Origin of the sequence: Paenibacillus sp. FSL H8-0317 (assembly GCF_045040685.1) — a bacterium.
Classification (GTDB): domain Bacteria; phylum Bacillota; class Bacilli; order Paenibacillales; family Paenibacillaceae; genus Paenibacillus.
Genome location: NZ_CP150294.1, coordinates 6,611,722 through 6,634,091, shown reverse-complemented (window position 1 = coordinate 6,634,091; position 22,370 = coordinate 6,611,722). Strand labels below are relative to the sequence as shown.

21 protein-coding genes are annotated in these 22,370 nt (G+C 43.8%); 15 read left to right on the top strand and 6 right to left on the bottom strand.

Annotated elements, in window-relative coordinates; all coding sequences use genetic code 11:
* Positions 1 to 213: 213 nt before the first annotated feature.
* Positions 214 to 699 (bottom strand): hypothetical protein, encoded by a 486-nt coding sequence (locus MHB43_RS29610; RefSeq protein WP_133386110.1) that lies wholly within the window; start codon positions 697 to 699, stop codon positions 214 to 216.
* A gap of 285 nt (positions 700 to 984) precedes the next feature.
* Between MHB43_RS29610 and MHB43_RS29605 the strand changes: the two genes are divergently transcribed.
* Positions 985 to 2,253 carry a hypothetical protein gene (locus MHB43_RS29605; protein WP_339179951.1) on the top strand — a complete coding sequence of 423 codons (1,269 nt, stop codon included), beginning with the start codon at positions 985 to 987 and terminating at the stop codon, positions 2,251 to 2,253.
* A 397-nt stretch (positions 2,254 to 2,650) separates the two neighbouring features.
* On the opposite strand, the gene MHB43_RS29600 is transcribed toward MHB43_RS29605, so the two are convergent.
* The gene (locus MHB43_RS29600) at positions 2,651 to 2,887 is read right to left on the bottom strand and encodes a helix-turn-helix transcriptional regulator (RefSeq protein ID WP_076253622.1); all 237 of its coding nucleotides are present in this window, start codon (positions 2,885 to 2,887) and stop codon (positions 2,651 to 2,653) included.
* Positions 2,888 to 3,129: 242 nt separating this feature from the next.
* Here MHB43_RS29600 and MHB43_RS29595 point away from each other — a divergent pair, with 242 nt between their 5' ends.
* The 3 genes from MHB43_RS29595 to MHB43_RS29585 all read left to right on the top strand — a co-directional run bounded on the left by MHB43_RS29595 (position 3,130) and on the right by MHB43_RS29585 (position 5,475).
* Positions 3,130 to 3,486 (top strand): hypothetical protein, encoded by a 357-nt coding sequence (locus MHB43_RS29595; protein ID WP_339179947.1) that lies wholly within the window; start codon positions 3,130 to 3,132, stop codon positions 3,484 to 3,486.
* 173 nt (positions 3,487 to 3,659) lie between these two features.
* Positions 3,660 to 5,003 carry a transcriptional regulator gene (locus MHB43_RS29590; protein WP_339179944.1) on the top strand — a complete coding sequence of 448 codons (1,344 nt, stop codon included), beginning with the start codon at positions 3,660 to 3,662 and terminating at the stop codon, positions 5,001 to 5,003.
* A 301-nt stretch (positions 5,004 to 5,304) separates the two neighbouring features.
* Positions 5,305 to 5,475 (top strand): aspartyl-phosphate phosphatase Spo0E family protein, encoded by a 171-nt coding sequence (locus MHB43_RS29585; protein ID WP_101313549.1) that lies wholly within the window; start codon positions 5,305 to 5,307, stop codon positions 5,473 to 5,475.
* 82 nt (positions 5,476 to 5,557) lie between these two features.
* Here MHB43_RS29585 and MHB43_RS29580 read toward each other — a convergent pair whose 3' ends face one another.
* A complete protein-coding gene (locus MHB43_RS29580; protein WP_339179941.1) occupies positions 5,558 to 5,992 on the bottom strand; it encodes a hypothetical protein in 435 nt (144 codons plus the stop codon).
* A 213-nt stretch (positions 5,993 to 6,205) separates the two neighbouring features.
* Between MHB43_RS29580 and MHB43_RS29575 the strand changes: the two genes are divergently transcribed.
* Together MHB43_RS29575 and ychF are read left to right on the top strand one after the other, a co-directional pair.
* On the top strand, positions 6,206 to 6,676 hold the full coding sequence (locus MHB43_RS29575; RefSeq protein WP_339179940.1) for a GNAT family N-acetyltransferase: 471 nt from the start codon (positions 6,206 to 6,208) through the stop codon (positions 6,674 to 6,676).
* 192 nt (positions 6,677 to 6,868) lie between these two features.
* Entirely contained in the window at positions 6,869 to 7,969 is a 1,101-nt protein-coding gene (gene ychF / locus MHB43_RS29570) for a redox-regulated ATPase YchF (protein ID WP_017691917.1), read from the top strand.
* A 189-nt stretch (positions 7,970 to 8,158) separates the two neighbouring features.
* Here the strand turns inward: ychF and MHB43_RS29565 are convergent.
* A protein-coding gene (locus MHB43_RS29565) for an IS3 family transposase (protein ID WP_339179937.1) occupies positions 8,159 to 9,516 on the bottom strand; the annotation gives its coding sequence in 2 pieces (ribosomal slippage) (positions 8,159 to 9,063 and positions 9,063 to 9,516; 1,359 coding nt in all).
* 638 nt (positions 9,517 to 10,154) lie between these two features.
* The gene (locus tag MHB43_RS29560; RefSeq protein WP_076210700.1) at positions 10,155 to 11,111 is read right to left on the bottom strand and encodes an IS30 family transposase; all 957 of its coding nucleotides are present in this window, start codon (positions 11,109 to 11,111) and stop codon (positions 10,155 to 10,157) included.
* An 834-nt stretch (positions 11,112 to 11,945) separates the two neighbouring features.
* Between MHB43_RS29560 and MHB43_RS29555 the strand changes: the two genes are divergently transcribed.
* Positions 11,946 to 12,665, top strand: a complete 720-nt coding sequence (locus MHB43_RS29555; protein ID WP_339179933.1) for a hypothetical protein — start codon at positions 11,946 to 11,948, stop codon at positions 12,663 to 12,665.
* A gap of 477 nt (positions 12,666 to 13,142) precedes the next feature.
* Here MHB43_RS29555 and MHB43_RS29550 read toward each other — a convergent pair whose 3' ends face one another.
* The gene (locus MHB43_RS29550) at positions 13,143 to 13,415 is read right to left on the bottom strand and encodes a hypothetical protein (protein ID WP_339179931.1); all 273 of its coding nucleotides are present in this window, start codon (positions 13,413 to 13,415) and stop codon (positions 13,143 to 13,145) included.
* 411 nt (positions 13,416 to 13,826) lie between these two features.
* Between MHB43_RS29550 and prfA the strand changes: the two genes are divergently transcribed.
* The 8 genes from prfA (at position 13,827) to MHB43_RS29510 (ending at position 22,305) form a co-directional block, all read left to right on the top strand.
* Complete coding sequence (gene prfA, locus MHB43_RS29545) at positions 13,827 to 14,894, top strand: peptide chain release factor 1 (RefSeq protein ID WP_062836950.1); 1,068 nt, start codon at positions 13,827 to 13,829, stop codon at positions 14,892 to 14,894.
* Positions 14,895 to 14,918: 24 nt separating this feature from the next.
* Complete coding sequence (prmC, locus tag MHB43_RS29540) at positions 14,919 to 15,803, top strand: peptide chain release factor N(5)-glutamine methyltransferase (RefSeq protein ID WP_339185462.1); 885 nt, start codon at positions 14,919 to 14,921, stop codon at positions 15,801 to 15,803.
* Between the two features lie 85 nt (positions 15,804 to 15,888).
* The gene (locus MHB43_RS29535; RefSeq protein WP_339179929.1) at positions 15,889 to 17,109 is read left to right on the top strand and encodes an FtsW/RodA/SpoVE family cell cycle protein; all 1,221 of its coding nucleotides are present in this window, start codon (positions 15,889 to 15,891) and stop codon (positions 17,107 to 17,109) included.
* 271 nt (positions 17,110 to 17,380) lie between these two features.
* Positions 17,381 to 18,601: an FtsW/RodA/SpoVE family cell cycle protein gene (locus tag MHB43_RS29530; RefSeq protein ID WP_339179926.1), complete on the top strand. Its 1,221-nt coding sequence runs from the start codon at positions 17,381 to 17,383 to the stop codon at positions 18,599 to 18,601.
* A gap of 256 nt (positions 18,602 to 18,857) precedes the next feature.
* The gene (spoIIR, locus tag MHB43_RS29525; RefSeq protein WP_405130921.1) at positions 18,858 to 19,517 is read left to right on the top strand and encodes a stage II sporulation protein R; all 660 of its coding nucleotides are present in this window, start codon (positions 18,858 to 18,860) and stop codon (positions 19,515 to 19,517) included.
* A 221-nt stretch (positions 19,518 to 19,738) separates the two neighbouring features.
* A complete protein-coding gene (locus MHB43_RS29520; RefSeq protein ID WP_405132483.1) occupies positions 19,739 to 20,938 on the top strand; it encodes an L-threonylcarbamoyladenylate synthase in 1,200 nt (399 codons plus the stop codon).
* Positions 20,939 to 21,113: 175 nt separating this feature from the next.
* Positions 21,114 to 21,674, top strand: a complete 561-nt coding sequence (locus tag MHB43_RS29515; protein WP_017691925.1) for a manganese efflux pump MntP family protein — start codon at positions 21,114 to 21,116, stop codon at positions 21,672 to 21,674.
* 58 nt (positions 21,675 to 21,732) lie between these two features.
* Positions 21,733 to 22,305 carry a low molecular weight protein arginine phosphatase gene (locus MHB43_RS29510; protein WP_221821825.1) on the top strand — a complete coding sequence of 191 codons (573 nt, stop codon included), beginning with the start codon at positions 21,733 to 21,735 and terminating at the stop codon, positions 22,303 to 22,305.
* The last annotated feature ends 65 nt before the right edge of the window (positions 22,306 to 22,370 follow it).

Sequence of the window (22,370 nt, the reverse complement as noted above, 5' to 3'; positions counted from 1 at the left end):
AGTGAGAAAGCGTTACGCTCCGTTGACAATGTTTAGCCCAGTTTGTTTTTTTACCCATCATCATCCGGTATGTACGCTAACACATCTGAAAGAGTAAAGTCATTTCCTATCATTTCCTGCAGATTGTTCAAAAAACTAAATACAGAAATCAGACAGATGATTGGGTGACCTAGCCGAATGCAAAAGCGGAATCCGCTTTTTGTCAGTATTTTTTTACTTTGCAGTTAATGAAGCAGGGGCGGAGGTTAATTCGATATCTTTCCATTGACCGTCAATTTGTGCCCTAAACTTTGCACGAACTACCAAAGTATATGTCCCAGGAGTTTTTAACTCTAGTACATTTTGTGGCGAAGGTACATACTCACTACCATCATAACTATAACTGCCCCCCGATTTGATGGATGTGCTGATTCCAATACCATTTACTATCGAATTTTCTGTTCCAAGATCTATAGCCTTCTCTTTTTCATCAAAAAGAGTATAGGTAAACATATTTACTCCATGCTCCAATTGAATCGTATCTGTACCTTTATTCCGTAAGAAGGCCTCTACATTAAACGGTTCATTAATTTTGACCTCAGTTGGTGCATCTACATCCAGAAGGAAAAGCGGCTTATTATTCGCTTCGTTAAATGAACAGCCTGAAATAACGAATAGGAGCAAAGGGGCGATCAACTTCAGCATACCCGCAGTTTTCATCTTTAACAGCCTCCGATCGATTAGTTGATATATATTTGACGCTATATTCAGTAAGGATGTTGCAATACGATCGCGCAGATCTTCAATTGTTTTATTCATTACTAACCAGCTGACGGTCAGAGCGGAAAGTATATAAAACACATTTTATACTATTTTTTGTATTTTATGGAACATTTTGCTTGGAAGCAACGTTATTAAAAGTATACCTGGAAAAAAGTTGAGGTATGTGTTGTGCCCCTGCTGCATATCCAGGAAATTTTTTGTTGAAAAGGAGTTGGTTTAAGAATGAAAAGAAAGCTGATCTCAATTGCTACAACGTTTACCATGTCAATAATGCTTTTATCTTCTTCAGCTTTTGCAAATGGTCCTGAACTTGGGGGGGGTCCGAATCCTGCTTCAAATCATTTTGAAATACCCATTGATGCCGGACCTGCTCCAGTTAATACAGTAGCGGTAGCTCAGGATTCCGAGGGTAAGGAGTTTTCCCTGGCACAGAATGATCGTGTCCAATTGCAGGAATACATTGCTGCTAACTTTAAAGATGCTTATGCTGGAGCGTATACCGAAGAAGATGGAACCAATGTAATACTTCTAACTAGCGAAAGCAAAGCTAAAAGCCTTGCGGGTAATAACCTCGAAACAGTGCTGAAGAGTAAAAGCAAAAAGACAGATAAACTGAAATTCAAATATGTAAAGTACAGCGAAAATGAACTTTACGAGGGAAAGGAAAAAATATTTAAAAATGCGGAATCTTTAGACCTTGAAGCCGTGGGAATCGATACCACACAGAATAAAGTCAATGTTTACATTACGCAAGAGAATTTAGATAGCAAAAAGGACGAGATTGTAAGCAACTATTTAAATGAAGATATGATTAATTGGATAGTTGGCGATGTTGAAATTAAAGACAATGCTTATGATTTATTCCCAGGTGAACGTATTGAAAGATACGTTGATGGAAATTCCTGGGGAGTGTGTAGTCTTGGTTTTAATGGAAGAGCGAGTGGAAATGATGTTGGTGTGACTGCAGGACACTGTTCAAACGGCACATACTATGATTTGTCAGATGGATCAGCTTCTATTGGTACAATGTCAAATGCAAATAATAGCTCAAGTTCGAGCTATGATGCTGGTTTTGTGAAATATGTATCAGGAGTGAAGCCAAGTGTATTCCTTAACGGAAGTACAATGACCGTTGGTACTACTGATTATTCCGGGGCGTATAGACAAGTCGGTGATTACGTTAAAATTCATGCTACTTCTAAAGGTGGCACGGGTACTTCCCTTTTGAAAGTAATAGATTCTGATCTAAGTATTCCTGGAAACCCAATGCATTTAGTGAGAACTGAGTACGGTGGGCTAATCGGTGGTGATAGTGGAGGCTTGGTGTATTCCATCGCAAACAATGGAGTAAAAAGTTATGCTCGCGTAGAAGGGATTTATAAAGGGAATTATCTTTATAATGGTACAAAGACAGGAGAAGTTTTTTCGAAATATAGTTATGTCTATGATGGTTTAGGAATGTCAGGGGTTTATACGGATAACAGTTATTAAGCAACGAATTACAGAGTATAATCATTGAGTGTTTGGTATAACCATAGATCGTAATCAGAAGCTTAGTATTAACTAAGCTTCTTTTTTTTGTGCGCCATGCATGGCGATTAACTAGGCGGAGAAAGTCCGCTGTGGGGGTTTGTAGTTACAAACCACGTATTGAGAGCATGAATTGAAATACTTTTGACTGGGTTACCATGAAGTTTCCTCCCGTAGTCAGAGTGCCATAATGTGAACTCGTACTTAGCCGTACTAAACATGGCTAAATACGGGTTCACATTTATCAGGAGTCAGTAACAATACAAAAATCCGTCCAAAGTAAAAATGGACGGATTTTTTTGATTTTCTTTAAAAGTGACATTTCGCTCCATTGAAAATGTTTGTCCAGTTTGTTTTTTTATCCCTTGTGATCATCCGGTATGTACTCTAACACATCGTTAAGAGTGTAGTCATTTCCTGTCAGTGCCCGTAGAGTGTTCACGATATTATTCAAGGTATCTAAATCAAGCCTTTTCGTTTTTCCTTCGCACAAATCATAGATAAGGTTCGGTCTAACTTTTGCTTCTCTAGCCAGTGCATTTTTAGTGACGCTGGCTGCATCTAAAGTGTCGCCCAATCTTATTTTTATAGACATAGCCAATTCCACCTTTCACTTTAATGATAACCTAACGTTAAATGTTTTAAAATAATCACTTGACGTTTATCGTTAAACGTTATAAAGTTTGGGTATATTATCAATAGACGTTAAACTTTTGGCGTTAAATTGTTTGTGGTTTAAAATCAAAATCAATAATGTTTTAAATTTACCTAATGGTTATTTCTCATAATGATTATGAATAATGAGTCTCATTCTTTTTAAGGGAGGGCAATAGTGTCATGAAAATCTCAAACCATTTTGAACGTGCTTTGTTAATCCTCGACACCTTTGACCAAGATCGAGAAATGTATATTTACCAAGGTTATGTCATGAATGAGCGCTATATCATTTATGTAGATGAAGGTACGTTATGGCTTCGGCATGTACAGAGAGTTACACATATAGATCATTTATATATTGATGGAGATACTGGAGGGTTAGTCCTGGCTGAGCATATCACAGGAAATGCAAGAGAGATGCTGGAGTCAATCGTGGACAGATTGAGTGGTATGGATGCGATGACATTTCTCACGGATGTCTTATTGTGGACTCCCAACCGTGTGGATATGAATTTGATGCTTGAACGCATACTATGACAAGGCTCTCCAGCCCTCTTCCAGGCTATTTTTTACAACATTTTAAGCAAAGCAGATAAATATCTTTATAATAAAAGTAAATTATTTACAAGTAAAATATTGATATTAAATTCAAAAATATAGTATTATTTAATTGACCATTGCTTAATTTTGCTTGGAAAGGTGGTGTACCTTTGAACTCAGTAGCCACAATACGTGATCATTTAGCAGACTACTTAAAAACGAACCATATGACACTCAATCAATTCTCTGAGATATCGGGAATCAACTCAGGGACGTTGAGTGGTACGCTGAACGGGCTACGTACCATTGGCATGCAGCAGTTGGATCGACTAACTGCCGGGATGGGTTTAACAGAGGGTTACTTCTATGAATTATACATACATGAGTGTTTTGTACATACAAGCCCGGATTGGCGAAGACTGGGGCCTTTTTTATACCGTTGTGCCGAACTCGGTAAGGTCGATTATATGGAAGAAGCCGTTAATCTAATTATGGATAATCTTTCCTATGCACCGCTTTTGTTCGAGTTGGCTGAACAGTTATATCGTGAAGGGAAGTTAGAAGCGGCCAAGCCCTTGTATGTATGTGTAGCCGAGGGTGAGAAAATGCAACATTCTGAACGGTTGGCTCTAAGTCAGTATCGTTTGTTCACAATCGGGCTTTCCAAGGATCAGATGAGTAATCTTGCACTTGCTACCCAGTTCGAGTTTTTTGTAGATCGGCTAGACGAGCCTTACCAGCTGGATGGACTGAACGATCTGATGAATGTGTATGCTTCATTGCGCCGATGGGATAAGGTGAGGAGCCTTGCTGATCAGTTAAAGTTAAAAGCAATGATCCATTATGAATTGAAGAAAAAAGTAAATGTAGCGGAAGATAACCCTAAAAAGCAAATTATATTCTATGTTTTATACGCTTATTTGATGCTTGGAGAGGCTTGTTTTTATTATGAAGAATATGGAGAAGCACTTCAGTATGTTTCGTTGTACACCGATTATAGTTGGATAAATGATCCGAGCGAAGAGGAAACCGTTGTTATTCGTCAGTTCGAGGAATGGGCAGAAGGCAATCGATATCTATATGAACTAATGTCAGGTAAAACAGAGGTTATCCAAAGTTATATGAACTATATCTCGGAGAGAGAAAATGAGATCTTTCCTGCTTTATGTGCGATTGTAAATGCAGCGAATCGGTATGATATGAACATTTCTTCGATTCTTGAAAAGTATCAATCTTATTTCATGTATCAGGACCAAAGCAGTCGTATTGGAAAAATCAGCGAGCAATATACGAATGATCAATATGGTACTTTGCTTGTGGGCCTAGGTACATACTATTTAAAACATCAAGATTATAACAGAGGATTTGAGTTGATTCTTAACGGTTTGGATTTTGCAAATAAAATTAAGAATAAAGATAGTATTCTAGAGTGTATAAAAATATTTGAAGAATTTCGGTGTTTTGCAGTCGAAGAAGCTAAACTACGATACAAAAAAATGATTCGGGAGGTTTGATGACGAATGAAGATGAAATTGGCAATATTGATAGTTACATGCAGTATCACAGTAGGCGTTGTTTTTCCTACTACTCAACCCATCCCCGTTGAAAAAGACCGTCCAGTAATCGTGACAACTAATGGCCACGGCACAGGGAGTTAACCAGCATTTCTGAAAATACGCTTTTTGAATATGAGCTGCTCCCTCAAGTAGAATGGTGAATTGTCTACGTTGAAGGGAGCTTTTTCGTGTTGGAGTTCGCCTGATTTCCTACTAATTAGCAGAATGGACTAGAATGTTACAACAGGGAGGGGTGAATATGGATTGTGGTGAGCTCAAGTTGCAGATCGAAGCAGCGAGACAAAAGCTCTATCAACTCAAGATGGACTATGGAAATCTGCTTCATCCTCATGTTATACAGCAATCTATGGTCCTGGATGATCTAATTAATCAATACAATCAGGTTAAAATAAAAAAGCCGATTGAATAATTCAATCGGCTTTGGGCGAGAAACTTTGGCGGGTCGCTCGCCCCTATATTTTAACATAAGTCCAACGAGCGAAGTATCGTTATTACATACATTCCTCTTTCACGGTGATATTCTCATTGGTTACAGTAACGTAGGAATTGCCGGACAAGTATTCCGTATAACCGCAAACCGTTTTGTTAAAGGTTTTTCCGCGGCTGTCCGTAAACGCCAAGGAGACGGCGCCCTCCCCAGAAAGTTTCAGCTGCGGGGCGAATTTCACGTTTGCTCCGCTGGGAATATCTTTATCGAATACGTAGGTGGAGCCACTCTCATTGTTGTTTAACGAGTTGTCGCCTTGGACCAGGCTTGCCTGAATATTGGTGATGTCATAGTCGGACTGATTGTGGATCGTGATCCTTAAGTGGCGAAAGGGATCCATTGCATTCAGAAAGCTCATAAAAGCGACTATGGCGATTCCGAGTATGATAGCGGATAAGATAATCATTTTCTGTTTGGAGAATCGGCGACGTGTGTTCAATATGATCCACTCCTTTCCTATGAGGTATAAACGATGAGAAGAGATCAAAAGTTTTGATTAAAATGGATAAATATGAAAATTGAAAACCGAATCGTCAGAATAACTTCATGCGCTAAGCGAGAGAACAGGATACAATAAGATACTAGTAGTGCAAAAAGGACTGCACAGAGTTCATACATAATTAAGATCACTCTTAATAAGGAGGGGATAAACTTGGAACTTTCTCCAATGAATCAGGAAGATTATGCGAGTTTTTGCATTCGATCGATTAAGGATTTTGCACAGGAAAAAGTAGAAGCGGGCACCTGGGCTGAGGAAGAGGCACAGCAACTGGCGGAGGAATCTTATGAACGTTATCTGCCAGAAGGCTTGAAAACACCTGGAGCGTATCTCTACAATCTGGTGCACCCTGTGGACGGAAATGTGGGGTATATCTGGTTTAATATCACGGATAATCGTCGTGGGAAAGATGCTTTTTTGCTGGATATTGTGGTTGAAGAAGCACACCGTGGTAAGGGATACGGAACAGAGACAATGCAGGCGCTTGAACAGACGGCCTTGAGTCTTGGCGTGGATCGCATTGGTTTGCATGTCTTTGGACATAATGTGCGGGCGAGCAGCCTGTATCGCAAGATGGGATACGAGGTGACGGATCTGACGATGTATAAGGAAATCAAAGGGTAAACCTAATAGGGGATATTCTAGGCAAAACTTAAGATCTGCGCAAAACGAATTATCCGCAGTAACCGGAGATTTCGGGAAGCGGATGGTGCTCTGGTCGAATTGGCGAAGTTCCTTGATGCCTTGAGGTTTGTCATATATAATGTATAGGATTATCCATACCGAACAAGTAATCAATGAGGAGTTGTCATATACATGGCTTTGAAAGCAGGAATTGTAGGGCTTCCGAACGTCGGAAAATCTACGTTGTTTAACGCTATTACACAAGCAGGTGCCGAATCGGCAAACTATCCGTTCTGTACGATTGACCCTAACGTGGGGATCGTTGAAGTACCAGATGAGCGTTTGGACAAACTGACAGAACTCGTTGTACCTAAGAAAACAGTACCAACGGCGTTTGAGTTTGTAGATATCGCTGGTCTGGTTCGCGGTGCGAGCAAAGGCGAAGGTCTTGGTAACAAGTTCCTTGCCCACATTCGTGAAGTAGATGCAATTGTACACGTGGTACGTTGCTTTGTAGATGAGAACATCACACACGTCGATGGTAAAATTGACCCGGTGAGCGACATCCAGACGATCAATCTGGAGCTGATCCTGGCCGATATCGAGAGTGTTGAGAAGAAAATCGATCGCTCCAAGAAAAACATGAAGGGCGGCAACAAGACTGCCTCTCAAGAAGTAGAAGTATTGGAGAGAGTGAAGGCTGTTTTGTACGATGACAAGCCGGCACGCAGCATGGAACTTACGGATGACGAGCTTCTGATCGTGCGCGATCTGCACTTGCTTACCCTGAAGCCTGTTCTGTACGCAGCCAATGTAGCTGAGGACGAAATCGGCGACGTGGCGAACAATGCTTACGTGCAAAAAGTAAGAGAATTCGCAGCTGCTGAGAACGCAGAAGTGGTGCCAATCAGTGCAAAGGTTGAAGAAGAGATCTCTGAGCTGGAAGGCGAAGATAAACAAATGTTCCTGGAAGAACTCGGTATCGAGGATTCTGGTCTGAACCTGTTGATTAAAGCGGCTTACAAATTGCTCGGTCTGTACACATACTTCACAGCAGGTGTACAGGAAGTTCGTGCTTGGACAATCCGCAAAGGTACCAAAGCACCTGGAGCAGCGGGTGTCATTCACACCGACTTCGAACGTGGATTCATCCGTGCAGAAGTTGTTTCCTACGATGATCTGGTAGCAGCGGGTTCCATGAACGGTGCCAAAGAGCGCGGACAACTTCGTCTTGAAGGTAAAGAGTACGTTGTAAACGACGGCGACGTTATGCACTTCCGTTTCAACGTATAAGTTGTTACTCGTTTATATGTAGATTCAATAACATGACCCTGCGACCTTCTCGTGAAGTTCGTGGGGTCTTTGACTTAGAGTTTTGTAGTGGAGTTAATAGCCTTATGCAGTGCGTGGAAAGTAGCACGGAACAAGAAAAACCACCGGGATTATGTGAAGTGACCCCGTAAAGTTAGACAGATTATATCTTTAGGCAACTTGTTGGGCATGAATCCGGTATCGTACCGGACTGATGCCTTTTAGTTTTGCCTTAATGCGTTTGTTGTTGTAATAATCGATGTATTTGGATAGCTCTTGTTTAAAATGTGAGACACTTTCAAATTCCTTTAAATATAATAATTCGGATTTCATGATGCCAAAGAAATTCTCCATGACGGCGTTATCGTAGCAGTTACCTTTACGGGACATACTTTGCGTGATGCCACGTTCTTCAAGAGCATGACGATACGGTCTCATCTGGTAGTGCCAACCTTGATCCGAATGAATGAGGAGTTTATCTTTATTTGTTAAACTGCAAAATGCTTGATCTAACATCGTGGAAACAAGCGAGTAGACCGGTCTTGAACCAATCGTATATGTAATGATTTCTCCGTTATACAGATCAAGTATGGGAGATAAATATAGTTTTTCTCCGAACAATTTAAATTCTGTAATGTCCGTAACCCACTTCTCGTTTGGCCTTTCAGCGTGGAAATTGCGTTCTAATAGGTTCGGTGCAATCTTGCCAATTGTCCCTTTATACGAACGATATTTCTTCATACGTACCAAACACTTTAATCCCAATACTTTCATCAAACGCTGTACCTTTTTATGATTTACATGGTGTCCACGATTGATTAACTCGTCGCGAATACGACGATAACCATAGCGTCCCTCATGCTCCTTATAAATCGCTTGTATCATGTCTTTTAGCTCTAAATCCTTGTCTACCGTACCAAACGCTTTTACCACGTAATAATACGTGCTACGAGGGATATCTGCTAGCTTTAGAAGTGCTTTCACCGAAAATTCGTTCCTTAGTTCATAGACTACTTGAGCTTTGTCTTGTTTGGTGATTTTTCCTTGTTTCGAACTAAGGCATTCAACTTTTTTAAATAAGCATTCTCCATTTTCAAACGCTCTACCTCTGCTTGTAAAGCCTCTACAGATCCTTCTACTAGCGTTTGATTCTTCTGTGCTTTAGATCCTTTTTTCATGGATGAGCGCCCCTTTTTCTTTGGTTGAAGGGCGTCTATCCCTTGTAATTCCAAGCTTTTTTGCCAACTTAAAAGGGTACTATGGCTAGGAATATTAAATATAGCAGCCGTTTCTCTAACAGACGTCCCAAATTCGTTCATATAATGAAGTACGTCTAGTTTAATCTGCGCAGGATATGATGTATAGCCCTTTTTAAAAGCTTTTTCACCATGATGCTCATATTGTCTAATCCAGTTTAAAAAGACAGAATGGTGAAGCCCGATTGATTTTGCAATGCTTTTCAAGCTTTCTGATCCCTTTTTATAACGCATAACGGCTTGTATTTTTTCATCTGAACTGAATTTAGTCATGAAAAAACTGCACCTCCAATTGGTAGTTGTGTCTAACAATTGGGGTGCAGTTCAATGTTGGTCGCCTTGCAATCCGGTGGTTTTTCATTCGTTTGATTGAAATTCGCCGTGGTCGCCCACCGGCCTTTGTTAGAGAAGTCACGATGTTAGCACATCGTGGCTTTTGTTTATTTTACACTTGCTATACTTGTATTATACTACCACAGTAGGAACATTTCGGAACCACATCGAACAACAATTTCATTTTGTATTTTTGCAGCACATATTAGGATACTACTTGGTGGAGAATGAGGGATAATAAAACTTAAAGCCTAATTTCAAAGGGTAGAGAGGTGTTTTTTGAAAAAAATGAGTATAATCAGATATGTCGGAGTAGAGGGACGAATATCACTACCAAAAGAATTTCGTGAGTTAAATCAAATAGATTCACACACTACACTTATTTTAACAAAAGAGGAAGATTCGATAGTATTTTCTATTCGAAGTGATCATTGTATTTTTTGCGCTTCAACAAGTAACACTATAGTTTTTAAAACACACAATGTTTGTAAGAAGTGTGTTGGAACTGTCAGTGAAGAATATAAGCCTGTAACAGAGATGTCTAAAGTTACATATGAGGAATTACTTCCGACAGATTGTCAAACCAAGTGCGACAGTTCCTCTGTGAAAGATTCGTGAGCGGTTCTCCAGCCCAAGCATTTTCGGGGTCTGTGGTTAATCAGATCCAGTGAGTGGCCGAGATCTTCATCCTCTACTTGAGCGAAGTCGGTACCCTTGGGATGAAACTCCCGCAGTAGTCCATTCCCATTTTCGTTGGAACCGCGTTGCCAGGAAGAATACGGGTCAGCAAAATAGACGTGAAAGCCATGTGTGTCTTCCAGGTTTGCATAGCAAGCAAATTCCTTGCCTCTGTCAGCCGTGGCTGTAAGGAAGGTGCCTTTAGGGTACTGGGAGATGGCTACACCAAGCGCAATTTCCATGGACAAAGCGGTACGATCCGGCATGAGAATGGCGGTATACAGCCGGGTTTTGCGTTCAATGAGCGTGGCTACGCATCCTTTACTTTTCCCACGACCTGATACGACGGTATCCAGTTCCCAGTGCCCAAACGTTTCTCGGGAACGAACCTCATTGGGGCGATCCGAAATGGATCTGCCGATAGCGAATTTACCGCGAGTTTCTGTGGGTTTCTGACGCTTCCCTTTGTGTCGAAGGACCTGTAACACGCCTCGAACTAGACGTCCGGCATAGAGCCAACGATAGATGGTTTTAAAGGAGACCGACGGCAGGCCTTGGATGCGGAAACGTTCCGTGATCTGTTCCGGAGACCACGTGGCTTGCAGTTTTTCCTCCAAGGAAATAGCTAAGACTTCGGACCATTTACCAGGTGAGACAGAAGCCTTACGACGCTCCTCATACGCGCTCTGAGCCTGTTCTGCCTGATAGGCTTGCGATGAAGTAGCACGATTCAATTCACGACAAATCGTCGAAGGATGTCTTCCTAATTCTTTTGCGATGCCTCTTGAACTTTGACCTTGCCGATGGAGGATTTCTAGCTTGCTGCGCTCGATTATGCTAAGATGTCTGTAGCTCATGGTGGATTCTCCTTGTGTGAATGGTTGTTGTGGTGACTTCATTCTACACGAATCCGGCCATGGGCCATTATTTATTTATTTCCAGCGGGTGTCGCACTTCATATTACAATCTGTCTTCCTAAAAAAATCAGAGAGTACCATAACCTAATACTGTCACATCCAGGTATAAAACAACATGAAGCTGCCCAAATTTTAGGAGTTTCTCAACAAAGAGTATCAAAAATGAAAAGAAAAATTGCGGAAGTATCACATCTTTTAAGTCATGGAAATATATATTGAGAATAGTATGGATTTTTACTTATCTTAATTGATGCGATTACAAACTACTTATTGGTGGGTAAAATTCCGTATTAGACGATTTATACATTAAAACCATTAGTGTAGGAGAAAGACTGGGAAAGAATATTTGATTTCAAAGATTGAGCTGCTGTTAACAGCGGCTTTTATTTTTTGTCGAATAACGCTAATTCTGTCGTATTAAAGGTGCTTATGAACTATTTTAGATTTATTCGGCTTAAGTTAAGATTAAGTAGCAATAATTACTAAATATGGAGGTGATTCAACGAAAACGTTCTTGCTCACCTTTTATTTGTTCGTTTTTGCAATAATCGTTGTCCAACTTGTCTATATTCTAAACTGCGGATCCTACCTTTCTCCAGTGAGAAAGCAACAAAATATTTGAATTCGCAATATTTGCAGAACTTTTAGCGAAAACAATTATTTCAAGTTATTTCCTATTATAATTATAGTTGAAAAAGAAGAGAGGAGCTGTAAGTAAAAATAGTTTGCCCGTATTAGTTTACTATCTAAATCAAAAAAGAGGAGCTGTATCAATTGTTAAAAAAAATCGGAAAACTATTCGGCGCTGTGGTACTATGTGTTTCTTTGATTCCCGCATTCTCCACATCTAAAGCTGAGGCAAGTAATGATGTACAAGAATCCATAAATTTCGCAAAATATTTTAATAGCTCTAAGCAATTAAAAACCAACTCTGATCAGTCCGGTCAGTCTGTTGTAATTACGGATCGTGAGACGATTAACGCTATAGCTAAGGAACAATCTTTAAATAATCCAGATTCAATTAAAGAAATTCAATTCGATTCTGTTGTCATTGATTCTGAACCCCAAGATGCGGGAAGTTCTAATATTACTCCTTCAGCTGTGACAAAATATCATATCGAAAATGTGAAAGACTTGGGAACAGGCTGGTCTTTTCCAGATACATTCATATCTCATATTTTCCCAGGTCCTGCTGAAATTAGACAAACTTTCTCAAAAGAAGATACCTTTGCAGTGGCTGGTTCATTAGGGACTCAACTCAAAGATATTATTGAGGCTAAATTCTCGGTGACATTGGGTACTAAGAAAACACAATCAACTGAATATAAGTTTAGTGTACCAAGCGGGAAAACTACAGAGCTTCGAATCTATACAAATTACAACAAGAAGTCTTACGAAGTATGGAACCTGGTTAATGGATTAGATTACAACTTAGGTACTGAGAATTTCCATAAATCAGTTGGATTAATATTTCAACAAGTAAAGTACAACTAAAGAGATAACATGAAGAATACAATTATAGGCATATCATTTCTATATTTTGGAGCTATCGTGTGCTTGACTATATTAGGTTATGGATTCAAATATTCAGAAGCAGTAACAGAGTGGAATCCTAAACTCGGAAAATTGTGGTCATTTATTTGGGATAATTATTTACTAATACCATTTGTTCTTTCGTTATTGCTTACATTATTCGCAATTGCATTACTACTAAAAGAGTACTTTTCAAAAAAATGATCGGATGCGTACTAAGAATTAAATCTGATTGTATGCTAGCCGTAAAAGCCGACCTTTAAAGTTATAAAATGTACCCTATAAGATGGACACTTTGAAAAAAGTCCATCTTATAGGGTCATTTTAATCATCAGTGGTTTTCTCTTTTTCTCTCGATTTGTTGCGTGCTGCTCTAAGGATCTTCTCTTTGTTAGACTAACTCTGGCATCAAAGCATCTCTTAATGCCTGGTTGTCGATTATAATTGTCGTTGATCCATTATTTTATCAATCGTCTTGACTATGATCATTAGACCTTGACTTGGCTTCTCTGAAGCAACAAGTATACTCGCCCGAATGTCCTTTAATTCATCGTTTGAACTTTCCCATAGAAGTCTTTCGAATGCATCTCCAACCTCCAGTACCATGATCCCATTCACAGTTTTAACTTCATCTTCCCGTAAGGACATCACTTGTTCGCCGTCTTTAAGAATTTTATAAGGATATTTATCTTGACTAAAGTTTCTCATCAAATGTTCATACATCCCTTTCTAAATTTAATGATTTACTTAGTGATTGACACAGAAATTTTTCTAAATTAGTTTATCCGCCTGCGGAACAGTTACTATTCAGAACCATAAGAATATGCTATAATTAAGAGTCGTATACCACGTTGGATTTCGCGCTGTAACAGATGAGCTTAAGCGGATTTCATACAGGGTACGCGATTTCTTGATTTCACTTTAAAAGTAAAGGATTTGATGACGTTGTAGCGATGTTATACGTCGATCATACATGAATGTGAATACATGCTGCGGTCAGGGGATTCGCTGAGAATCCTGTGCGTTGTGGAATATAGATTATAGATGTTATGAATAATGAAACCGAAATAATTATTAAAAACGATATGTGCATGGACAAAATAATGCGTGAGGTGACTATACATGTTGGATAAATTACAGGCGTTAGCCGACCGTTATGACAAGTTGAGCGAGCTTTTGTGTGACCCGGATGTAGCAAGCGACAATAAAAAGCTGCGGGAATATTCCAAAGAACAATCGGATCTGCAACCGACTTATGAAGCGTACAATGAGTACAAACAAGTAAGTGAGGATCTCGAAGCTGCAAAGGAAATGCAGGGTGAGAAACTGGATGATGAGATGCGTGAAATGGTCAAAATGGAAATTGACGAACTAAGCACTCGCCAGAAGGAACTGGACGAATTGATTCGTGTACTCATGCTGCCAAAAGATCCGAATGACGACAAAAACGTTATTGTTGAGATTCGCGGAGCAGCTGGTGGAGATGAGGCAGCGTTGTTTGCAGCAGATCTGTATCGGATGTACACACGTTATGCAGATGCACAAGGCTGGCGTGTAGAGCTGATGGACGTTAACACAAATGATCTCGGTGGATTCAAAGAGGTTGTTTTCCTGATCAACGGACGTGGCGCTTACAGCAAAATGAAATACGAAAGCGGCGCACACCGTGTGCAGCGTATTCCAACAACTGAATCCGGCGGACGTATTCATACGTCAACTTCAACGGTTGCGGTTATGCCTGAAGCCGAAGATTTCGATATTGAAATTCATGACAAAGACATCCGTGTTGATACGTTCTGTTCCAGTGGTGCCGGTGGACAATCGGTTAATACCACGAAATCCGCAGTACGGGTAACGCACGTTCCAACGGGAATCGTGGCGACATGTCAGGATGGAAAATCACAGAACTCCAACAAGGAAAAAGCGTTGCAGGTTCTGCGTACACGTATCTTCGATATGAAACGTATGGAAGAGGAAGCAAAGATCTCTGTTGAGCGGAAAAGTAAAGTGGGAACGGGCGACCGCAGTGAGCGTATTCGTACGTACAACTTCCCGCAAAGCCGTGTGACGGATCACCGTATCGGCCTGACGATGCACAAGCTGGATCAGATCATGAACGGGGAGATTGAAGATATCTTGTCTGCACTGACGATTGCTCAGCAGACCGAGTTGATGGATAGAGGAGAATAATCTGTGACCCGCGCGCAGTTTGTCATGACGCCGGAACAGAGCTGTCGGGAAGCCTTCGTGGAGGCTTCCTCTTTTTTGGAGAAGTGCGGCGTGTACGAGCCGCAAAACAATGCCCGGCTGCTGCTGGAACATGTACTCGGCGTTTATGGCGCCGCGTATTACATGATGCAGCCGGAGCCTTTTCCCAGCGAGCATCGCAGCCGCTGGGAGGACGCCGTCACGCGCAAGGCTGCGGGTGAGCCGGCGCAATACATTATCGGCAGCCAGGAATTCTATGGGCTGCCGTTTGAGGTCACGCCGGCCGTGCTGATTCCGCGGCCGGAGACCGAGCTGTTGGTCGAGGCTGTGCTGCGCGAAGCCGACCGCGTGTTTCCCGACGGCGCTCCGCTCGCCGTCGATATCGGCACGGGCAGTGGTGCCATCGCGGTGACGATGGCTTCACTACGCCCGCGCTGGCAGGTAGGCGCCGGAGATCTCTCGGCGGCTGCCCTGCAAGTGGCCGCGCGGAACGCGGCCGCGAACGGGGTACAGATCGACTTCCGTGAAGGCGATCTGCTGGCCCCGTTCGCCGGGGCACGGGTGGACATCTTGGTGTCCAACCCACCATACATCCCGGCGGCGGATATCGCCGGGTTGCAGCAAGAGGTGCGCGATCATGAGCCGCGCATGGCATTGGACGGCGGTCCGGACGGGCTTGCACCGTACCGTGTCATGCTGGAGCAGTTGGCGCTGCTGCCTGCGCCGCCGCAGATCATTGGTTTTGAGCTGGGCCAGGGGCAGGCTCATGACATCGCAGCTTTGCTTGAATCGGCGGGACATTGGCCGGAAATAATCATTGTACCGGACCTTGCCGGAATCGAGCGGCATGTCCTGGGTGTTCGTACTTCGGAACAGGTGACGAAAATGTAAGGTTCCGCGGGTTTTCTTTTTGCCGTGAAATCCTCTACAATGAGATATACCGAAGATTTCTGAATGCTTGGGGGAACATAATTACATGCTGCACAAATTTAAAAAGATAGACTATTCTATTGTCTTTATACTCGTTATTCTGATGGGTATCAGTATTTTATCGATTTACAGTACAACGTTTGGTCGTCCGAGATGGGAATCCTATCCCCAAAAGGCAGGGATTTTCTATATTATAGGTTTCATCGTATTCTTCGGAATGTCTATGATTAACTATAAAGTGATTATTAAAAACTATTTATATATCTACGGTGTGGGTCTACTGCTACTCGTCATCGTTAACTTTTTCGGTGTTACGTATTATGGAGCCCAAGGCTGGTTATCCATTTTTGGCCTTAGTTTGCAGCCTGCGGAATTATTTAAGTTGTGTTTAATCGTTTTCCTGTCTGCTCTGCTTGCGAGAAAGAAAAACAGACCCTTATTCTTCGGGCGTGATGTCATTCCGATCGCACTGTGCGTTTTGCCTCCTTTGTTGTTGGTTCTGCTTCAAAATGATTTGGGGAATGCTTTGAGCTATGTAGTCATTCTTGTCGGTCTGTTGTGGATTGGCAATGTGAAATTCAGCCATGCACTGATTGGTTTTGTGATTGCTGTCGCTGCCTTTATTGGTGGAACACAGGCCTATATTCATTATCATGATGAAGTTGCCAAGTTCCTCAAGGATATTGGACGTGCTCACTGGGCTGAGCGGTTTGACCCTTGGCTCGTGCCAGAACAGACATCCAGAGATGTATTGTGGCAGACCTATAATGCCAAGTTAGCCATCGGTTCAGGAGGAATCAGTGGTAAGGGGTATCTCGAAGGTACGACAATCCAGTCCAATCGAGTACCGCTCGCATACGCGGATTCCATCTTTGTGCAGATTGGTGAAGAATTCGGTTTTGTTGGAGCCTCGGTATTGTTACTGCTCTACTTTATTCTGATTCACAGGCTGGTGTTGATCGCGCTGGAGTGCAAGGATCGAGCTGGGCCGTACCTAATTGTAGGTATTATCTCAATGTTGCTCTATCAGATTTTCGTTAATATCGGTCCGTTTATCGGTCTGATGCCATTAACAGGGATCACCCTTCCGTTTATCAGTTTCGGTGGTACCTCTCTTGTGCTCAACATGCTCAGTATGGGCGTTGTCATGAGTATCAAAGTGCATACGGAAGAAAATGAAGATATCCTGGGTTCGTCAGAACAACTCAGTATTACGGAACTGGTCATGAAATTGTTCAGACGGAAGCCATCACAGCAAGAGCAATAACTCTCTGGAATCAAATCGTGAAGCAAACAAAAGATATTTAGGTATAAGCCGAGATCACGATAAAACCCTGGAACAGACCAACCCAAGTCACATTGGGTGGATGTTTTGGGGTTTTTATTGTTTTTACGGCGTAATTCAGGCCATTGAATAGTTCATTTTTTTAACCTGAAATGACCCTGATTTCCATTTTATTATCCAATTATATACAATGGTAATATTGAGTTTAATTGGAAATCATAGAATGCTAGATTTCAGGGGGATGGACGGCGTCATGTTGAGAATGCTGAAAAAGATGGACGGTGTGATTCTTTTTGTCATGCTGCTGCTCATGATTATTAGTGTATTTGCGATTTATAGCGGAACGCAGACAGATGCCAACCTGGCGAATCATCATGTCAAAACGATGTATTTCTATGTGGCCGGGTTCATTGCGGTGCTTGTGATCGGGCTTGTGAATTACAAGTTATACGTGAAATATGCGTTTTATTTGTATGGCTTGGGGATCATACTACTGATCCTGGCCAATGTCCTGGGAAGTTCAATCAATAACGCCAACGGTTGGCTGAAGCTGGGCGAGAACTTTTCTTTTCAACCCGCAGAGCTGTTCAAGATGATTCTGATTTTGTTCCTCGCCCATTTGATCGTGAAGAGACAACGAGGCACGCTGAAATTTTGGAGAGATATTGTGCCGATTGGCTGTTGGGCGTTTATTCCGTTTGCCCTTGTTATGGCTCAGAATGATTTGGGGAATGCGCTGGGGTATGTGGTGATTTTGGCTGCGGTATTCTGGATCGGAAATATGAGGCTGAAGCACGCATTGATTGCACTGGCGATTGTGGGGGGAGCGTTCTTTGGTTTTGTCAAAGCTTATACCTTCTACCATGATGAAGTATTCACTTTTCTTGAGAAGATAAAACGTGAGCATTGGGCGGAGCGGATTGATCCCTGGCTTGTACCGGAAAAGGCTACCTCAAAGGCTTCTTGGCATACGAAAAATGCAGGTTTAGCCATCGGTTCAGGGGGCATCATCGGCAAAGGTTATTTGCAAGGAACATCCGTTCAGAGTGGACGAGTCCCCTATACGTATTCTGATTCCATTTTTGTTGTGATCGCAGAGGAGTTTGGCTTTGTTGGTGCATCCGTACTGATTCTGTTGTACTTTATCCTGATCCACCGCATGGTGCTGATTGCTCTGGCATGCAGAGATCGCGCGGGACCCGTCATCATTGTAGGTATTATCGGAATGTTATTGTATCAGGTGTTTGAGAACGTGGGGGCGTTCCTCGGACTGATGCCACTCACAGGTATTACGTTACCGTTCATCAGTTACGGCGGCACCTCTTTGCTTATAAATATGGCTTGCATCGGTGTAGTCATGAGCATAAAGTTGTACGGGCAAGAAGAGGAGGATGAACTTCTGATCGGGGAGCAGCAACCTCGGTTGTCGGAACGTTTATGGAATATGCTCAAGAAAGAGAAAAGTGCTGTGTAACTGTTGAGTCGGTGTAGTGAAAAGCAAAGCTGTGGAGTAGATAACGTGATCTTTCGTAGGAATAAAGAGGTTGATTTGCCCTGTAACCAGGTGCAGATCAGCCTTTTTTAACATGACTGGTGAGCGAATGTAAATGAGAGAATTGATGTAGTAGATTTATTGCAAATGCTAGGTTTACTTCCGGTTCTTCGGGGCATACTGATAGACATGAGAGAGTTGCAGGCAACGTGATCAGAGAGCCAAGGGGGAGAACGGAATGAACAGACGAATTGTAAAGCAAATTGGACTTATTATTTTATGTCTTATGTTGATTATCATGATGTGGGAAGGTCAGAAAACGGATGCAGCTGTGGCAGCCACAGCAATTCCAGAACAATCGATTCGCTTGCGTATTCTAGCAAACTCGGATGCACCGGGAGATCAATTGGTGAAACGCGAGATTCGGGATGCTGTCGTTGCTCAGATGGGCGAGTGGGTAGCCGAACTGGAGAATCCGCAAAGTCTGGATGAAGCGCGCAAGGTTATTCGTGAGCATTTGTCCGAGATTGAGAATAGAGTAGGAGAAGAGTTGGCCAGTCGCGGTTTGAATTATGAGTATCAGGTGGAGCTGGGTTCCGTTCCGTTCCCGACCAAACTATATGGTGGCACTGTGTATCCTGCCGGAGATTATGAAGCGGTTCGGATTACGCTGGGCGAAGGAAAAGGTCAGAACTGGTGGTGTGTGTTGTTCCCGCCGTTGTGCTTCATTGATGCAGGGACCGGGGATGCACTGGCGAAACCTTCAACTGTATCAGCCGCAGCGGCTGATACAGTTGAAGCCGAGGCATCTGTGCAGGGAGATACACCGGAAGCAAGATTCTTTCTATGGGATATGGCTGTGAAACTGTGGAGTTGGGTAACTGGATTATTCACATAACAACGTATTTATACTATTAATAAGGGTGACTTCGATTCATGAAGCTGCCCTTTTAATATGAATTAGTGGTGAAATTCCGAGTGGAGTATGAAGGGCATCCGAGGCGGGAGAGGTATGTTATAATTACTTAATATTGAATATGGATATGAAGTAACCTACTTGAAGTTTAGGAATGATGATATATGAGCAGAGAAAACGAACCAGTGCAACACACCTCTGAGATGAGGGATGGTAGAGAAGAACGTGATATGAAAGCTCCGGGAGAGCTGGTCACTGAGATGTGGGATGTACGCGTCTTGGTGAGCGCTGAGAATGATCACGGAATGGGTAATATTGAAATGTTGGATGTGAAAAAGGGGAGCGCCGATCAACAGGCGCTCGCCGACTTGCAGGCTGCCGCAGCCTGCATTCGTCAAGGTCAGACGGTAGCCTTTCCGACCGAGACGGTCTATGGCCTGGGTGCTGATGCGCGTAGCACAGCAGCCGTGGAGGCTGTATTTGTCGCCAAAGGCCGACCTTCCGACAATCCACTGATTGTGCATATCGCGCACCGTGACCAGTTGGATACGCTGGTCACGGAAGTGAATGAAACGGCGGAAGCCCTGTTGACGGCGTTCTGGCCGGGACCACTGACGCTGGTGCTGCCGGTTAGGCCGGGGGCGGTGTCCCCGCGTGTCACCGCCGGTCTGGACACGGTGGCCGTGCGCATGCCGGACCATCCGGTGGCCTTGCAGTTAATCGCGGCGGCGGCATGTCCTGTGGCTGCGCCAAGCGCCAACCGCTCCGGGCGGCCAAGCCCGACACTCGCGTCTCATGTACGCGAGGATCTGGATGGCCGCATCGGCGGCATTGTGGACGGCGGCCCCACCGGGGTGGGCGTCGAGTCCACGGTTGTGCAGGTCGGTGACGACGGTACCGTCACCATCCTGCGCCCTGGCGGCATTACGGCGGAACAACTGTCCGCCGTTGCCGCCCGTGTCGCCACGGACCCCGCGCTACTCGCGGAGGGGTCCGATGGCGTGGGCAGCCCGGCGCCGCGCTCGCCGGGCATGAAGTACACGCACTACGCGCCCGCAGGGGCGCTGTGCGTGGTAGAGGGGCCGCCCGCAGCAGTGGCGGCCTGGATCAGCGCCGCCCTCGCAGAGGCGGCGCAGCGCGGAGAGCGCACCGCGGTGCTGGCGTTCGCCGAGCACGCGGAGCAGTACCGCGCCGATGCCGTGTTCTCGCTGGGAGACGCCAGCGAGCTGGAAGAAGCAGCGCGCCGGCTATACGCCGCGCTGCGTAGCTGCGATGAGCAAGGCGCCACATATATTGTGGCTGAAGCCTGCTCACGCGAAGGGCTGGGAGCAGCCGTCATGAATCGGCTGCTCAAGGCTGCAGGGAACCAACTCATACAAGTTGGCAACCAGCAACCCTCTTAAGCTCTCCTGATCATACAGTCAGGAGAGTAATCACCCTTTTTCCAAAACAAAATCAAGATTCTATAAAGCCGGCATCTGACCAGAGAACCGTCGCCGTTTGCCTTTCATCGGTCATGTTTAGGTCCTTGTCCGCATATCGTGTACAAGAACCTTTACGTGACTTGGGGGTATGGGGATGTGGGATGTGTCTGCCCATGTGGGGCAGTTGGTAACCATTTTGATCATGGCTGTTGCGCTTGGCCTCGATGCGTTCTCACTCGGAATCGGAATTGGCATGAAGGGCATTCGGCTGCGGGATGTATTGCGAATCAGTATTGTAACGGCGCTGTTTCATATCATCATGCCGCTCATCGGCATGTATATGGGCAAATACGTCAGCTCGCTGCTCGGTGACATTACGACGTATGCGGCAGGTGGATTGCTTGTTTTGCTGGGTGCTCATATGATTCTGAATGCATTCCGTGAAGGCGATACAAAGCTGGTGGACCACCGTTCCCTGCTCGGCGTTGTGTTGTTCTCCCTCAGCGTAAGTGTGGACTCGTTCTCCGTTGGCGTTTCCTTAGGGATGTTTAGCAGTGATCTGATCTTAACCGTACTTGCTTTCGGTGTGTGTGGCGGGGTGATGTCGGTTATGGGGCTGTTATTAGGCCGTCGGGTGAGCCAGAATCTCGGGGATTACGGCGAAGCTATTGGTGGCGCAATCTTGCTTGCGTTTGGACTTTTGTTTATATTTTAGAATAAAACTTGAGATATCATATCATTCGCATCATATGTAAAATGGGGAGGCTAACACAATGAAACATATTTTATTCGTATGTACAGGAAATACGTGCCGCAGCCCCATGGCAGAGGGGCTTTTGCGAAAACTGGCATCGGAGCGCGGCATTCAGGTAGAGGTTCGCTCCGCAGGTGTGGCAGCAACGTCGGGTATGCCGATCTCCCGACATGCTGAAGCGGTTTTGAGAGATCATAACGTTGAAGGTCCACCTCATTCCACACAGCTTAGCGCTAACCTGGTAGGTTGGGCCGATCTGGTTCTTACGTTAACACGGAGTCATAAGCAGCATGTCATGCAGGTTTTTCCCGATTCAGTCCACAAAACTTATACATTGAAAGAATATGTGGAGGATGATGAACAGGTATTAAGTGATGTTCAGGAGTTGGACAGCCTGTTTGCAACGCTTGAGATGAAACGTGCCCTTGGGCAAGAGATCCTGGCATCGGAGCGTGAGCGAGCCATTGAGATTAGACAACGAATTCCAAGTTTCGACATCTCCGATCCGTTTGGGGGAAGTCGTGATGATTACAATATAGCTGCAGCTGAGATTCGGACGGCGTTGGACCGGCTTTTGGATAAGCTGGGTTAAATCTGATCCTGCGGGGCGGGTTATAGAAATAGGACACGTGATGTAAATTAACCGTTGATTTTAGA